This is a genomic window from Oceanospirillum sediminis (assembly GCF_014164585.1).
GTDB classification, from domain to species: Bacteria; Pseudomonadota; Gammaproteobacteria; order Pseudomonadales; family Halomonadaceae; genus Oceanospirillum; species Oceanospirillum sediminis.
On record NZ_JACJFM010000030.1, the window covers coordinates 52,469 to 67,140 of the forward strand.

13 protein-coding genes are annotated in these 14,672 nt (G+C 48.0%); 4 read left to right on the forward strand and 9 right to left on the reverse strand.

The window, feature by feature from the left end; genetic code table 11:
* Positions 1–16: 16 nt before the first annotated feature.
* The 7 genes from fdh3B to H4O21_RS18340 all read right to left on the reverse strand — a co-directional run bounded on the left by fdh3B (position 17) and on the right by H4O21_RS18340 (position 8,028).
* Positions 17–682: a formate dehydrogenase FDH3 subunit beta gene (gene fdh3B / locus H4O21_RS18310; protein ID WP_182810333.1), complete on the reverse strand. Its 666-nt coding sequence runs from the start codon at positions 680–682 to the stop codon at positions 17–19.
* Between the two features lie 61 nt (positions 683–743).
* Entirely contained in the window at positions 744–3,611 is a 2,868-nt protein-coding gene (locus tag H4O21_RS18315) for a formate dehydrogenase subunit alpha (RefSeq protein WP_182810334.1), read from the reverse strand.
* A gap of 18 nt (positions 3,612–3,629) precedes the next feature.
* Positions 3,630–3,848 carry a twin-arginine translocation signal domain-containing protein gene (locus H4O21_RS18320; protein WP_220495729.1) on the reverse strand — a complete coding sequence of 73 codons (219 nt, stop codon included), beginning with the start codon at positions 3,846–3,848 and terminating at the stop codon, positions 3,630–3,632.
* Positions 3,849–3,955: 107 nt separating this feature from the next.
* The gene (locus H4O21_RS18325; protein ID WP_182810336.1) at positions 3,956–4,582 is read right to left on the reverse strand and encodes a TorD/DmsD family molecular chaperone; all 627 of its coding nucleotides are present in this window, start codon (positions 4,580–4,582) and stop codon (positions 3,956–3,958) included.
* Between the two features lie 8 nt (positions 4,583–4,590).
* Positions 4,591–6,408: a 4Fe-4S dicluster domain-containing protein gene (locus H4O21_RS18330; RefSeq protein WP_182810337.1), complete on the reverse strand. Its 1,818-nt coding sequence runs from the start codon at positions 6,406–6,408 to the stop codon at positions 4,591–4,593.
* A gap of 291 nt (positions 6,409–6,699) precedes the next feature.
* A complete protein-coding gene (locus H4O21_RS18335) occupies positions 6,700–7,440 on the reverse strand; it encodes a DUF3306 domain-containing protein (protein WP_182810338.1) in 741 nt (246 codons plus the stop codon).
* Between the two features lie 42 nt (positions 7,441–7,482).
* Complete coding sequence (locus H4O21_RS18340) at positions 7,483–8,028, reverse strand: DUF3305 domain-containing protein (RefSeq protein WP_182810339.1); 546 nt, start codon at positions 8,026–8,028, stop codon at positions 7,483–7,485.
* Positions 8,029–8,975: 947 nt separating this feature from the next.
* Here H4O21_RS18340 and H4O21_RS18345 point away from each other — a divergent pair.
* A complete protein-coding gene (locus H4O21_RS18345) occupies positions 8,976–9,401 on the forward strand; it encodes an HIT family protein (RefSeq protein WP_182810340.1) in 426 nt (141 codons plus the stop codon).
* Between the two features lie 106 nt (positions 9,402–9,507).
* Here H4O21_RS18345 and H4O21_RS18350 read toward each other — a convergent pair whose 3' ends face one another.
* Positions 9,508–10,122, reverse strand: a complete 615-nt coding sequence (locus H4O21_RS18350; RefSeq protein WP_182810341.1) for a flavin reductase family protein — start codon at positions 10,120–10,122, stop codon at positions 9,508–9,510.
* A gap of 345 nt (positions 10,123–10,467) precedes the next feature.
* On the opposite strand from H4O21_RS18350, the gene H4O21_RS18355 reads away from it, so the two are divergent.
* A complete protein-coding gene (locus tag H4O21_RS18355; protein WP_182810342.1) occupies positions 10,468–10,935 on the forward strand; it encodes a hypothetical protein in 468 nt (155 codons plus the stop codon).
* A gap of 167 nt (positions 10,936–11,102) precedes the next feature.
* The gene (locus H4O21_RS18360; RefSeq protein WP_182810343.1) at positions 11,103–11,954 is read left to right on the forward strand and encodes a DMT family transporter; all 852 of its coding nucleotides are present in this window, start codon (positions 11,103–11,105) and stop codon (positions 11,952–11,954) included.
* Between the two features lie 286 nt (positions 11,955–12,240).
* Here H4O21_RS18360 and H4O21_RS18365 read toward each other — a convergent pair whose 3' ends face one another.
* Positions 12,241–12,600, reverse strand: a complete 360-nt coding sequence (locus H4O21_RS18365) for a Rap1a/Tai family immunity protein (protein ID WP_182810344.1) — start codon at positions 12,598–12,600, stop codon at positions 12,241–12,243.
* Positions 12,601–13,361: 761 nt separating this feature from the next.
* On the opposite strand from H4O21_RS18365, the gene H4O21_RS18370 reads away from it, so the two are divergent.
* Positions 13,362–14,516, forward strand: a complete 1,155-nt coding sequence (locus H4O21_RS18370; RefSeq protein WP_182810345.1) for an iron-containing alcohol dehydrogenase — start codon at positions 13,362–13,364, stop codon at positions 14,514–14,516.
* Positions 14,517–14,672: the final 156 nt, after the last annotated feature.

Here is a 14,672-nt window from a genome sequence, read left to right on the forward strand (position 1 = left end):
TCATGCAAAGCAAAAATTATGCCTTAGCAATAATATTTCCTGCATCAACAGCCAGTTCGTCTGCCAGAGCAGCCATTTGCTGCTGGCTCATCTCTCCCGGAACAGCTTTTTCACTGTCCAGAGAAGACCAGGCACCGTCTTTGTGACCACGGTAAACCACACGCTCGCGGAAGATATCAGATACAGTCTGAGCATCACCGGCCAACAGAGCCTTAGTGGAACACATTTCAGCACACAGTGGCAGTTTGCCCTCCGCGATACGATTAGCACCGTATTTGGCTTTCTGTTTAGCCGGATCTTCTTCTGGACCACCAGCGCAGAAAGTACATTTATCCATCTTGCCTCGTTCACCAAAAGCCCCTTGTTTAGGGAACTGAGGTGCACCAAACGGACAGGCAAACAGGCAGTAGCCACAACCGATACACAGATCTTTATCGTGCAATACGATCCCATCATCTGTCTGATAGAAACAGTCCGTTGGACAAACGGCCATACATGGCGCATCGGTACAGTGCATACAGGCAACTGAAATGGAGGTCTCATTCGGTTCACCATCGTCAATAGTAACCACTCGACGACGCTGAATGCCCCACTCTGTCTCATTGGCATTCTTACAGGCGGTGACACAGCCGTTACATTCAATGCAGCGCTCTGAGTCACACAGGAATTTCATTTTAGCCATTGTTCAATCCTCAAAGGTGATTCACGTCAGATCAGACAGACCTGACGCACTACATCAATGTTTAAGCCGGTGTAACCTTACACAGGGTTACTTTGGTTTCCTGCATCTGAGTCACAGGGTCATAACCATAAGTGGTGGCAGTATTCGCCGCTTCACCCACCACGTAAGGCGCACTGCCTTGCGGGTATTTACTGGTCAGATCTTTACCCTGGAACTTGCCACCGAAGTGGAACGGTATAAATACCACACCACGGTCAACACGACGGGTTACCATTGCTTTCACTTTAATGCGGCCACCTTCAGCACCCTCCAGCCAGATATCCGCACCATCACGAACATTCAGGTTGTTGGCGTCATAAGGATTGATCTCAGCAAACATTTCCTGCTGCAGTTCAGCCAGCCATGGATTAGAACGGGTTTCTTCCCCCCCCCCTTCGTATTCCACCAGACGACCAGAGGTCAGAATAATCGGGTATTCTTTTGACACATCTTTCTTCTGGATAGATTCATACAGGGTCGGCAGACGGTACATAGACTCGGAGTCTTTCCAGGTCGCGTAATCTTTCAACAGGTCACGACGATTGGTGTACAGCGGCTCACGGTGCAGGGGCACTTTATCCGGGAAGGTCCAGACCACAGCACGGGCCTTAGCATTACCAAATGGTGCACAACCGTGCTTGATGGCTACACGCTGAATACCGCCGGACAGGTCCGTTTTCCAGTTTTTTCCTTCAGCCGCTTTCTGCTCTTCTGGGGTCAGATCCTTCCACCAGCCCAGCTGTTTCAGCAGTTTGGAGGAAAATTCAGGATGACCATCACCAATCTCACTACCTACTGGAGCTGAGCCTTCTGCCAGCAGGTTAACGCCATCACGTTCCACACCGAAACGGGCACGGAAGTTCAGACCACCTTCAGCCACAGGCTTGCTGGTATCGTACAGAATCGGCGTTCCCGGATGCCCCATTTCAGCATCACCCCAACATGGCCAGGGCATACCGTAGTAATCACCATCGGCAGGACCGCCTTCCGCTTTCAGGGTATCGAAATCGAAAGTGTGCCAGTTTTGTTGGTGTTGCTTCAGACGCTCAGGACTCTGACCGGTGTAACCGATAGTCCACATACCCCGGTTAAATTCACGGGTGATATCTTCGATGTAAGGAATGTTGCCTTCCACCTTGATATTTTTGAACAGCTGATCAGCGATGCCCCATTTCTTCGCAAACAGGTACATGATTTCGTGGTCTGTTTTCGATTCAAACAGAGGATCAACCACTTTGTCACGCCATTGCATTGAGCGGCTGGAGTTGGTCACAGACCCATAGGTTTCAAACTGGGTACAGGCCGGTAGCAGGTAAACACCATCTTTGCGATCATGCATCACCGCCGCGTGGGTTGGATAGGGGTCAACAATGACCATCAGATCCATTTTTTCCATCGCTGTTTTCATCTCAGGACCACGGGTCTGAGAGTTCACCGCATGCCCCCAATAGAACATGGCACGGATATTATCTTTCTGCTCAATCTTGCTCTTATTTTCCAGAACACCGTCAACCCAGCGGGAAACGGGAATACCGGAGTTGTTACGGGGGGCTTTACCGTTGTATTTGTTCTGATCGAAACGAGCGTTCACCCAGTCAAAGTCCAGCCCCCAAACACCACACCAGTGCTTCCACGCACCGTCAGACAGACCGTAGTAGCCCGGCAGAGTGTGAGACAGTACGCCCAGATCGGTCGCGCCCTGTACGTTATCGTGACCACGGAAGATGTTAGCACCGCCACCGCTGGTTCCCATGTTACCCAGAGCCAGCATCAGGATGCAGTAGGCACGGGTATTGTTGTTACCTGTAGTGTGCTGAGTCCCACCCATACACCACACGATAGAACCCGGACGGTTAGTGGCCAGCATCTTCGCCACTTTACGCATCTGCTCTTCGCCAACACCCGTGACATTCTCAACTTCAGCAGGATTCCAGCGCTTCACTTCTTCACGTACTTCATCCATGCCATAAACGCGCTGATTGATAAACTGCTCATCTTCCCAACCGTTTTCAAAGATGTGCCACAGCAGACCCCAAACGTAAGCGACGTCAGTACCTGGACGGATACGTACATATTCGTTGGCTTTTGCCGCCGTACGGGTGAAACGAGGATCAACCACGATCAGCTTGGCTTTATTCTGCTCTTTAGCGATCAGAATGTGCTGCATGGAAACCGGGTGGGCTTCAGCCGGGTTAGAACCAATCAGAATCACCGACTTGGCAAAGTGCATGTCGTTGAACGAGTTGGTCATCGCACCATAACCCCAGGTGTTAGCCACACCGGCTACCGTAGTGGAGTGACAGATACGAGCCTGGTGGTCAACGTTGTTGGTACCCCACAGGGCGGCAAACTTACGGAACAGGTAGGCCTGCTCGTTGCTGTGCTTCGCGGAACCCAGGAAGTAAACAGAGTCAGGCCCCGACTCCTGGCGGATCTGCTGAGTCTGATCACCGATCTCATTGATCGCCTGATCCCAGCTCAGTTTCTGCCATTTGCCGTTAACCAGCTTCATTGGGTATTTCAGACGACGTTCGCCATGACCGTGCTCACGCAGAGCCGCACCCTTGGCACAGTGTGCACCACGGTTGATCGGGTGGTCAAAAGCGGGTTCCTGGTGAGTCCAGACACCATTTTGTACTTCGGCGTAAACACCACAACCCACGGAACAGTGGGAGCAGATGGTACGTTTAACTTCTTTTGGTGCATTACTATACGAGGTTTTGGCCTCCGCTTTGCGGATCATGCCATTACCCATAAAGCCTGCTGCTGCGATACCACCTGTGGTGATACCAGTGTTTTTCAGAAAGGCACGGCGGCTCAGGCCAAGACCCTTGCTGCCTTTTTCTGCTACGACGCTTTCGCCGGAGCTGGTCTTTTTCGTCAGTTTCATCAGTTTTCTCCGGGGTGATTAACGCAGAGTATCGTAGTAAGAACGCACATGATCTGTTTCGCGGTAACCATCCTGCTTATTGGTTTCCGGACGAACAGATTCCTGAGTGTCTGTTGCAGCAACAGCTTTGCTGGCTGTTACGGCTGCCAGACCGGCTACTGCACCACCTGCGGTAATCGCTTTCAGAAACTGACGGCGCCCCGCCTGCTTCAGGTCTTTTTTATTGTTGTCAGTCACAAATGTTCTCCTCATTTCCGCTAAGGCTCACTTCTCTCGGCCAGAAGCGAACCTGCCCCATTATGGGGTAACGCGCTGTGTTCTCTTCTCAGAGATCACTGTTCTTATCAGGAAACGGACAGAGCCTGCTCCTGCACAGCAGCAAGCATGTCTGTTTCAAAGTCAGTGAACGCCCGGCCCAGGGTGCCAACACTGCTATAGAACACAGCGGCATCAGCGATCTGCAGATCACGGAAAAAGCGACCAATCCAGCCACCTAAATGACGTTCATAAAATGTTTTCTGTGTAGCCCCACTACTGCCACTGGCAATCAGATAGGCCATCACTTCAAACAGGGCGGCGGCATGGTCTTCAGGTTCATGCACATCCTCAGCCCGCTCAAACCCCAGTTGGTTCAGATCCTGCCGGAGAATCGCCAGTGGGGTTTCCATCAGTGAGCCAGTGAGATACCAGGAACCATAAGGCACCAGTTCTCCACGACCCAATCCGATAAAGAGATCCTGGTACTCATCTGCCAGTTGCTCCTGGCTTGCATGAGTGGCTGCTAGCTGCAGCGTTAACCAGGCTTTACCCATGTCAGAACCATCCTGATCATCGGTATCCAGTTCTTTCAGCCATTGCATCATCTCTTCGCCGGGTACGGCTCTGAGCAGAGCCGCCAGCAGGCTGTAAATATCGGCTCGCAGTTGATCCTGTTCGGTCAGGGCTGGGTAGAATTCAGCAGTCATAGTCATGTATCCCCTTACAGATTCAGCTGAGCCTGAGGATCTGCAGCCAGTCCCCGGTAGATATCTTTAACCCGACAGTCCTCACAACGCTCCAGGCGTTTGATGGCATCGCCTGCGAACATGGCATGGTTTTTCAGTTTTTCTTTCATCATGTTGACCGTACTGGTCGGGGCGAAAGGCTTGCCGCAATCAATGCAATGGAACGGTTCATCTTTATTCAGAACACGCTTCTCGTCACGCAGAGCCGGGGTAAATACAAAACGCTGTTCACGGGTAATCACTTTTTCCGGACAGGCAGATTCACACAGGCCGCACTGTACGCAGTCCGCTTCAAGGAAATTCAGTACAGGGGAATCCTGATCACTGCTGATACTGCCGGTAGGGCATACCGCTGCACAGGACAGGCACATGGTGCAGTTCTGGCTGTCGATGGCGACCTGACCAAAAGGCGCACCGGCAGGCAGAGGCAGATAATCCGGTTTTTCCGGCGCAAACTGATGCAGGTGATTGATCGCTGCAAACAGGCGATCTCGTTTACCCGGTTCATCAAAGCTATGGCTGAATGGAGTATGAATATCAGCAGGAACCTGAACACCGGCATCCGCTGTAAACACAGACTCTGTCAGCTGTTGTGCCCCCTTAATCAGGGAGATGGTGTTATCAGAGAAGCCCAGAGCCTGTAACAGCTGATTGCCCAGCTGGCTTTCCCTGACTAATAACTGAATCAGGCTATCTGGTGTATTATCATCGGTCAGCAGAACAATCTGGCGGGCACCCTGGGCCAGCATATGCAGCCATAGCTCCATACCGATACTGGCTACTTCTTCCAGCTCTACTGGTATTAACTGACTGGCAAGGCCAGCGTCCATGCCGGAACCATTCTGCTGATCATCATTCAACGACACCTGAGTATCTGCACCGTGCAATACCATCACCGGATCAGAGCCACCGGCTTCGCGGTAGCTCTGTAGCAGGCGGCTCAGATAATCGGCCATCATGCTACTCTTAGGCAACGCGTAGCTGATAGCGCCTGTCGGACAGGCTGTTGAGCAGCTACCAGCACCATGACACAGATAGCTGTCAATTTCGACCTGCTGGTTGATACTGCTGATAGCATCAGCCGGACAAACATCCAGGCAACGGGTACACCCCGTCTGCCCACGGCTGGCATGAGCGCAGATATCGGAATTAATTCTGAAATACAGTGGTTTTTCGAACTCACCGTTATAGTTGGGCAAATCAGCTAATACATCCCGCAATGAATCCTGATCCGGGGCAACATGGAAGTACCCCGGCGGCGACAGTTCCTGCGGCAAGGCGGCTTCACGGCCAAGATCCAGCACCAGATCAAAATGACTACGATGAATCAGAGCACCGGCCAGATCGACATTAGTCAGATCAATGTTATCCAGCTCATCGCTGTCTGATGGCTGGTTCTGATCTGCATCACTATCTGTCAGAGTCTGCGCTTTAATCAGCACTTCGAACTGCCCGAGATAGCCTTTAATATGATTGATACTGCCATAGGCAACCGGCAGATCGGTCGTGGCTGTTAAAGCCTGCTCCAGTGCCGGGTTATTGATATCCTGAACCGGGTCTGTGATTAACAAAGAAAGGCTGGCAACCCCGGATGCATCCTGGTTCTGTAACAGATTCAGGAGCTGTGAGGCTGCCAGCCGGGCGAGATCGTCCGCACCAATAATCAGCAGGTGACCACCTGACTGATAACTGATGCCGGGGGCTGCCAGGTTTTCCGGGCGTGACCAGGTCGTCAGCGCTGCACGTCGCGCGTATTGATTCTTGAGCTGCTGTTCACTGAACTGAGCTGTCATGGGGTTTCCTCATCCGTTCTGATCTTTTCAGATACTGATCTGTCAAAAACGGTGGCACGGCTTTGTATTACGACTTATGGTCGATGGCGCGTTATCGCGCTCGTTATACTTCTGTATTATCTGGCTTTCAGGTTCAGGTTTTCAGAAAAGCCGTACAGGTAAAAGCAAATGCCAGACCGATGCTTGTGAAAACAAAACAACCGGCACACCGTCTGGTTCTGTGGCTGGCTAAAGCCTTTTACAAAAGAGGGTCATTTTGTCCTATAGCATAATGACCCGCTGAAATATGGATCAATTTGTCTCGACCGAAGACCCGGTCAGCCCGGTGTTTTCTTCCTTAGCATCAGTACTTTCTGATATGAATTCATGCTGCAATGCATTGTTTTTCTGGTGTTTTATCCGACTTTCGTCGGACCCTGAAGCCTCATCCGCCTCGTCTTCTGCACCGCTTCTTTCTGACACAATGTCATCCTGATCGGAAGAATCGGCCGGTAACAGCTCTGCCTGTGATTCCGGCGCAGGCTGCTTACTCAATGCCTCTTCCAGCATCTCTTCCGGCTCTTGCTCATCGATCCAGGTACGAAGACCTGCAGCGACTTTCTCGGTCAGTGGTTTCATTACACTGAAGTCGTCGTCGTAGTCCTCCAGACCATCTCTGATATTAAACTCAGGAGTCATAAACATCGCTTTCAGTGCTTTTTTTCTAAGGACTTCGCTGACATCATCAGAAAAGAATCCACTGACATCACTATTGCCATCCAGGCTATCAACGTCTGGCATATCCTCATCAGACAGACTTTTATCAGTCCCTGATACGTCAGTTGTAGTCGGAAGATCTGGCTGATTCAGATCAGGTGTTGCGATTACCGCTGATTTTTCAGGATTCGATTCCTGTTGACCTACCTGCTGACAGGCTTGTGGTTCTGTGCCAGAATTTACAGAACGCTCACTAACCGGCTGTTCCGGGACGGATTTCTGGCTTTGCTCCTGTTTACGCTGTGACCAGCGCGAAAAGAAGGATGCTTCACTCATAAGATCTCCTGCCTCTGATGGCAATGCCTGAATGCCAGTGGGTTATCGCTTTGCACGACCCGTGTCTTTTTCTTTATCCAGATCGGCATAACGACGCTTCTTTTTATGTTCAATCAACTCACCATGCTCTGCCATATAAGCCTCAAGCCAGCACTGAATGGCATCAGGCATAGGGTATTCCAGCACGATATGCTCTCCGTCCAGCCAGGCTCCGGCAGTATCCTGAGCAGCTGTAATTTCATTGGGGATAACACTATTATCGGTTTCATCCTCATCACATTGCACAAACAAATGAGGCACAACAGAATTCAGATTAAAACGATAAGCCGTACGCTCATCCCGATAAAGTTGCAAATCAAGAAAGGTAATAAAGCGATTATCGGGATTAGTCTGAAGATCCTTTTCAGCACTGCTCCTGTCAGGCCAGAGCTGAATGATTTTCCACTCGATTGTCATCCAGCGGCCAGATTGAATCTCAATTGGGCTGATTTCAATACCCAGGGTCCAGCAGTCTGAAGTTTTGATCTGTTCCGATAAGATCTCTGCCTGATCCTGGGGGTGTTTCGGGTCTGTCAGATGCTGACTCATACCATTATCCTTACTTGCGGTTTCCATTGAGGAATAGCGGTTTTTTATGTACATCGCAAGGAGTGAGCCAGCCATATAAGGAAAAAGAAGGGAAATAAGGGCAATAAAAACCGAGTGACCGGCGTAATATATCTGGTCTGTGAAGCCTTAGTATTCTGATGATCGGCAAAACAGGCTGACTCTGTCCTGAACCGCAACAGAATCATACGCAATAAACTATGGTGTTCATCTGTTTTTATCGGGTAAAAGGCGCAGACAAAAAATAACCCGCAGATGAATCTCATCTGCGGGCACCAGAGAAAGGTCTGGGTTTACAGTTCCAGCAATCAGGGTTTGCTATCTATCAGGCAATAGAATTGCCACACAGGTGTTATTGCTGAAATACTCTGCTTAACAATCAAGCGATTCAGGGCTTTGAGGCGAAGAAAAAAAGCGCCGTCACCCTCAGGTGCGATGCCAACAGGAAACCATATCTCCCCGTGAACGGCGCAGAACAACCCCAAACAAGTTGCCCGAGACATGGCAGCAAACGGCACCGATTACGTATATCGTGCAGGGTGGCACCGTTTAAGTTCGGACAACTTACTATAAGTATTGCAACCATGATGCCAGTTTTTAACACGACCCTGTTCTGCTATGATCGGTTAAAGACCTAATAAATAAAGGGAAAAGACAGGTAGTGGCATTTTTTGGGACACTGCTGTCGCGCAGTTGCGGAAAAATGGCCTGAAATAGGGCTTTTTACTTTGTTGTGAAATAAAACTAATGACTATTTATTTCAGGTATTCTGATAGAAAAAAAGAAAATAATTAATCCCAGCCCCAAAAACCCTTCCCATTCGGAACGTTCACTTTAATCATTAAGGGCTAACCAGCCCACACTTTTTTGAAAACTTACTTGCCACTATGGTTACTGATCAATCACTTTTAAGTACTTAAGGATCTGTTATGAGCTACGATCACGGAAATATCTTTGCCAGCATCCTGCGGGGCGATGCTCCCTGTATAAGAGTTTACGAAGATGAATACACACTGGCATTTATGGATATCATGCCGCAAATGGACGGCCATGTGCTGGTTATCCCTAAGGAAGCCGCCACCACGATTTATGACCTGTCAGAAAGCGCAGCGCTGGCCTGCATGAAAACGGTTCAGAAAGTAGGCAAAGCTGTAGAGAAGGCAATGGAAATAGAGGGCACCACTATATTCCAGCATAATGGCAAAGTGGTTGGCCAGACCGTCCCTCATTTCCACTTCCATATTCTGCCCGGATCTATTTTCAGTGCAAAAGGGCTGAAAAGTCATGCGGTAGAAATGGCTGATCCAGCTGAACTGGAAGTGTTTGCCCAACGTATTATCAAACATCTGCAATAAAACGCAGAGCATATCCATTATAAATCGCACCCCACAGGCTGCTAAGAACCGTCAGCTATTCTGATACCGGCCCTTTGTGCTGATCTGTGCAAAAGGGCTGATACTTTTATTCCGGTCGATCAATTCTGAATACTTTACCCAGTCCGGCGTATTCACCACCCCCTAACCGGGCCAGTGCATCAACGGCTGTAGCATCAATGATAATGCGGTCGTTTTCACCGGTAGTCACGCATTCATCCTGAATAAAAATCTCTTTAATCTCGCAGTAAATAACCGCTTGTTTACCAGGACCCAGTTCATGCAGATCATAAAACTCTGCCAGCATAGCAATAGGCGCATTCTTAAGACGTGGCAATGGCCAGCCGTCTTCCTGCACAAGAGCGTGTGGAATGTTATCCAGTTCAGATTCGCCATAGTCCAGCGTACGGGCACTTTCAGTCACTTCTGCTGCCTGCGCAGTATTCGGAATATGGATCACAAGCTGTCGATGGTTCAGAATATTATTGCGCGTATCTTTCAGGTCACCATCCGGTTTTTTACCGATGGATAGCATAACCAGCGGCGGGTTGCTGCACAGAGCGTTGAAATAGGAAAAAGGCGCCAGATTAAACCCTGTTCCCTCATTCGCCGTCAGCACCCACGCCACAGGGCGAGGGATAATACTCTGAGTCATCAGGTGGTAAATCTTCGTGGTGCTGAGCGCTGATAGATCAATCCGCATAGAAAAGCCTTTTTCACAGTGAGTTAAACAGATGGACCAATAGTATTTCTGTTTACTTTCGTTTTGAAAAGCCCTATACGGCATTTTCCCTGCTGATAACTGAGAGCCAGGCTGGCGCGTAAGATACAATGACGCAGCTTACTTTTGACATAAGGGTTCAGTATCTGGTGTGCCTGGCTGAAGAAGAACCCTGTTGGGTAATATTTCTATTAAATGCCTCTATGAGGAGATTTATCTGAAAGGTTACGAAAAGCTGACTTGCACACATATTGAAACTGATTGCTACTTCCGGTGTTATAATGAACGCAGCACTTAGATTATGGCTTATTGTCGAATGAGGTAAAAATGGAATTTATTATAGAAGGTGAAACAATCAACTGTGTGCGCGTTTATACTGATCAGACCTCTGGAGAAGAGGCGCGTACTGTTATTGCGTCATTCGATGCTCAGGTTGACCGCGTTGCTCCCCATGTTGCTGCAGGACTTTCTTCCGAAGAAATAAAAGAACTTGAATTATGGCTTAATGATCGTGCAGAGCTTCAGGCTGATTTAGAACAAAAACCAGTCGAACACACTATACTGGAAACACTTCCTGCAATCATCATGCAAGCCGCTGAGGCTTTAGGCAAAGCTGAAAAAATAGATCATATTACTGACCAGAAAATCAGAACGAGTATAGCCAGCCTTGAAGAGGCGCTGGATAAAGCTCAATCTATGCCTGGCAACAATCAGCTGGAACTGGATGAAATGCAGAGCAGTGAAGAGTTAAAAGACAGACTGGATGCTATTAAAAGTAATCTTGGGGAAAAATGAAAATAAAATGACCTGCAAGCCAGATGCCTGATTCGCATAAAGGCAGAGGCCAGTAAGGCTATTAATAATAGGAGCTTGTCCGGCCACTGCAGGGGGCGGACATCTACCCATTGACAGTCCGAACGATCTCACCGCAAGGAAGCAGTTACCAGAAGGACGGGGACAAAATGATCTATAGTTTCATCTGCGCTGCATTATGGGCATCAACCGGTGTTTTTATTAAACTGATCGGGACACTTTCTATTAATCAGATTATTTTCTGGCGGTTTACCCTGGCGGCATCAGGTAGCTTGTTTTTGATACAGTCGATCAGATCTGGCCGATTTAAACTATCTAACCTCCCATTACCTTTGCTGATGACGGTGTACTACATTGCCGCATCTTATTCTTTCTATTTTTCACCGATAGCCGTTGCGGCCTTACTCATTGCGATTTCTCCGTTGTTTACCCTGATGATTCGGGGAATAACGAAAGACCAAATTCATAAGAATGAAATCGCAGGTTTTATTGTGGCATTCATCGGTTTGGCGATGTTTCTTAGCGAATCAGGTGAAGCGCAGGGTTATACACTGCATTCGATCCTGATTGGAGGTAGTATGGCGTTGCTGGCCGCACTGGTTCGCGCTGTGTACTCCTGGATGATATGGCATATGAGCCAGCAAGAGTCGGTGACAGGCTTAGAAAAGATTAATCTTCACACCTTTTTTATTGGGATTGTGCTGTTTGCTCCCCTGGTTTCTGCCCAGCCATCGACATACGATCTGAACTTTTACAGCGTGGCAGGACTGGCTGGATTAGCCATTGTGTCAACTCTGATCCCGAACATACTGAATAACAAAGCTTCCGAAACCATCAGTCCCAGTATTCATAATACAATTGGTATGTCGACACCTGTATTTGCCAGCATGATGGCCTGGATATTTTTAGGAGAAGCTCAAACGGTAGTTTCCATATTGTATATGTTCATTGTGCTTGCCGGGATATTGATCACAACACGGCGACCCGCTGTATCAAATTAGCATGAACCAGGGCTTTGTACTCACAGCATACGAAAGACACTATATCTGAATTTATTACACGAAAAATGTAACATTTGCCGACTAACCGCTATCCTTCATTTGCAGATTAAAGAACGTCGTAAAGCAGGTGACGTTACTCTGAATCCGGTCAAAGAGAAAGAGAAAGAGACAGATCAGTCTGTTCGTCTGACAGACTGAACCCTGTTTATTAAATCACTCTTCTGAAAACGACCACGGCTTAAAGTGGGTTAGTCTCTTTTCTGACCCGATATAAGTGGCGGACACTTCAGTTCAGACTGGCAACTGGAAGACATTGTGCCTGCCGTGACAAAAAACGATCAATTAACAGTACCGCTGGGCGCTCCTTTTCTTCTGCATTTTGCAAATATTTCAGGGTCTTAAGTACAACCTCCTGACGATTGATAGCCAGTCTGGGGCATTGTTCAGATACCAGATCGTAAATACCCAGAATATAACTGCTGCATTGTCCTGATTTAAAAGCACTCATCAAGGACTGACTTCCTTCCAGTAACGACTGACATTGATTCAGCAAATGGCTTCCGCTCAGGCTTGCGGCTGATAACGGCTGTATATAAAGCACAATGCTTAACAAAGGTATGGCAACTTTCAGCTTCAACCAGGACATTTCGGCTCCTCATCCTTTTTTACCAGCATAGTCAGACTCATTCTGAGTCAGAGAGGTGAGTTTAAAAAATTTGCTGCAAACGCGAAAAACTAATATATACCTTAAATCCATTTTTTGACAAAAACACATCATTCCTATGTCACTTTTCGGAACAAAATGAGGCAGTGGCATGACGGATTGATGGACGGATGTCAGGTGATGAAATATTAACCAATCTGGCTCCACAGCCCTGAAAAGCCCGATATTACAGTACTGATATTGGCTATTAAGGAATTATGCACAGAATTGTTCACTGATTGTGTGGATAAATATATCTCTATCTAGAAATTTGAAAAATAAAGCTTTTCTGGATTTTTACCATTAACGTCTGACATTGTGCTGTCTTTGATCGACAAGAGTTATACGCCTGACAGAATGCGATTTTCCGTGCAGACCAAATCTGTGCATAACTGAGTATCAGAACTATCCGAACCAGACATCCCCGGATGTTGTCTGACCTGAGTCAGGTAAGAAACAACAAGCAACAACAAAGCGATTCCCAATACAATGATTCAAAAGGTTTTTTTGTGTCTTTTTATCCCTGTAACTATGCCTTCTGCCGAGGAGTGATAAAATAAGAGCTACCACTTACAGCTGAAACTGACCAGCCAGAACCGCTTATCAGTCATGGTCTGCCTGTCAATTCGGTAAAAAAATTAGCTTGTCGATGGCTATTATTATTCCATAAAGCCATACAGAGTACACAGATAAAGGGCTGCTTTATGTATAACTTCAGTTTTCAGAACCCTACCCGACTGATTTTCGGGGAAGGACAAATGGCCAGACTGGCTTCGGAAATCCCAAAAGACAAAAAAGTGCTGGTGATCTATGGTGGCGGCAGCATCAGAAAAAACGGCGTCTATGATCAGGTCTCCTCGGCGTTATCTGAACATGAATGGGGCGAGTTCGGCGGTATTGAGCCTAATCCGGGGTTTCATACCGCAATGAAAGCTGTTGAGAAGATCAAAGCAGAAGGCTTTGATTTCCTGCTGGCCGTTGGTGGAGGTTCCGTAGCCGACGCCACAAAATTTATTGCTGCATCAGCCTGCTTTGACGGTGATCCCTTGCATATTCTGTCAAAAGGTGCCCGTATTCGCGCAGCATTGCCATTAGGTGTTGTACTGACCTTACCTGCGACAGGCTCAGAAAGTAACCCGAATGGTGTGATGACTAATTATGACACCCACGAAAAACTGGCATTCTATGGTCGCAGACTGTTTCCTCAGTTTGCGATTCTCGACCCAACAGCAACCTACTCCCTGCCTCCCCGGCAGGTAGCCAATGGCATCATAGATGCTTATGTTCATACAGTAGAACAGTATCTGACCTTTCCGGTTGGAGCTGACCTCCAGGACAGATTCGCAGAGGGTATTCTGAGAACACTGGCAGACAATGGTCCGGCAGCACTTAGTGATCCTGAAAACTATCGGGTTCGGGCCAATGTGATGTGGTCTGCCACTATGGCATTGAATGGACTGATTGGCTCAGGTGTCCCCCATGACTGGTCAACACATTTTATTGGTCACGAACTGACCGCTCTGCACAACATGGATCACGGTCAGACTCTGGCAGTTATTCTGCCAGCCATGATGGCAGAGAAACGGGAGCAGAAAAGAGAAAAGTTACTGCAGTATGCCTCTGAAGTCTGGAAAATTAATGATGGTGATGAAGAAGGCCGAATTGATCAGGCGATTGAAGCAACCAGAGCATTTTTTGAATCGTTAGGCGTTTCAACTCGTCTAAGCAGCTACGGTATAAAGCAACAGCATATTCCAGCACTGATAGAGGCATTGGAGAAGCATAATATGATTGCACTGGGAGAACACCAGGATGTGACACCGGAAATCAGTGCAAAAGTACTGCATCGCTGTCTGTAACCCGCTTTATAACCCTGTACTGGCAGAACATTGACTTGTATCTGCCAGTGTACATGACTGAATAAATAGTCAGCCCTGAAAAGCCCTTAATAGACTGTTTTTAAAACAAATTAGCTATTCAGGCATGGATCATTTCGACCAGGAGCGGTAAGCTGT

What these genes read in the sequence shown, in the direction of transcription:
- H4O21_RS18330 (WP_182810337.1), bottom strand. Translation starts at nt 6,408, where the DNA reads ATGACAGCTCAGTTCAGTGAACAGCAGCTCAAGAATCAATACGCGCGA.
- H4O21_RS18365 (WP_182810344.1), bottom strand. Translation starts at nt 12,600, where the DNA reads ATGTCCTGGTTGAAGCTGAAAGTTGCCATACCTTTGTTAAGCATTGTG.
- H4O21_RS18340 (WP_182810339.1), bottom strand. Translation starts at nt 8,028, where the DNA reads ATGAGTCAGCATCTGACAGACCCGAAACACCCCCAGGATCAGGCAGAG.
- H4O21_RS18315 (WP_182810334.1), bottom strand. Translation starts at nt 3,611, where the DNA reads ATGAAACTGACGAAAAAGACCAGCTCCGGCGAAAGCGTCGTAGCAGAA.
- fdh3B (WP_182810333.1), bottom strand. Translation starts at nt 682, where the DNA reads ATGGCTAAAATGAAATTCCTGTGTGACTCAGAGCGCTGCATTGAATGT.
- H4O21_RS18360 (WP_182810343.1), top strand. Translation starts at nt 11,103, where the DNA reads ATGATCTATAGTTTCATCTGCGCTGCATTATGGGCATCAACCGGTGTT.
- H4O21_RS18335 (WP_182810338.1), bottom strand. Translation starts at nt 7,440, where the DNA reads ATGAGTGAAGCATCCTTCTTTTCGCGCTGGTCACAGCGTAAACAGGAG.
- H4O21_RS18370 (WP_182810345.1), top strand. Translation starts at nt 13,362, where the DNA reads ATGTATAACTTCAGTTTTCAGAACCCTACCCGACTGATTTTCGGGGAA.
- H4O21_RS18355 (WP_182810342.1), top strand. Translation starts at nt 10,468, where the DNA reads ATGGAATTTATTATAGAAGGTGAAACAATCAACTGTGTGCGCGTTTAT.
- H4O21_RS18350 (WP_182810341.1), bottom strand. Translation starts at nt 10,122, where the DNA reads ATGCGGATTGATCTATCAGCGCTCAGCACCACGAAGATTTACCACCTG.
- H4O21_RS18325 (WP_182810336.1), bottom strand. Translation starts at nt 4,582, where the DNA reads ATGACTATGACTGCTGAATTCTACCCAGCCCTGACCGAACAGGATCAA.
- H4O21_RS18345 (WP_182810340.1), top strand. Translation starts at nt 8,976, where the DNA reads ATGAGCTACGATCACGGAAATATCTTTGCCAGCATCCTGCGGGGCGAT.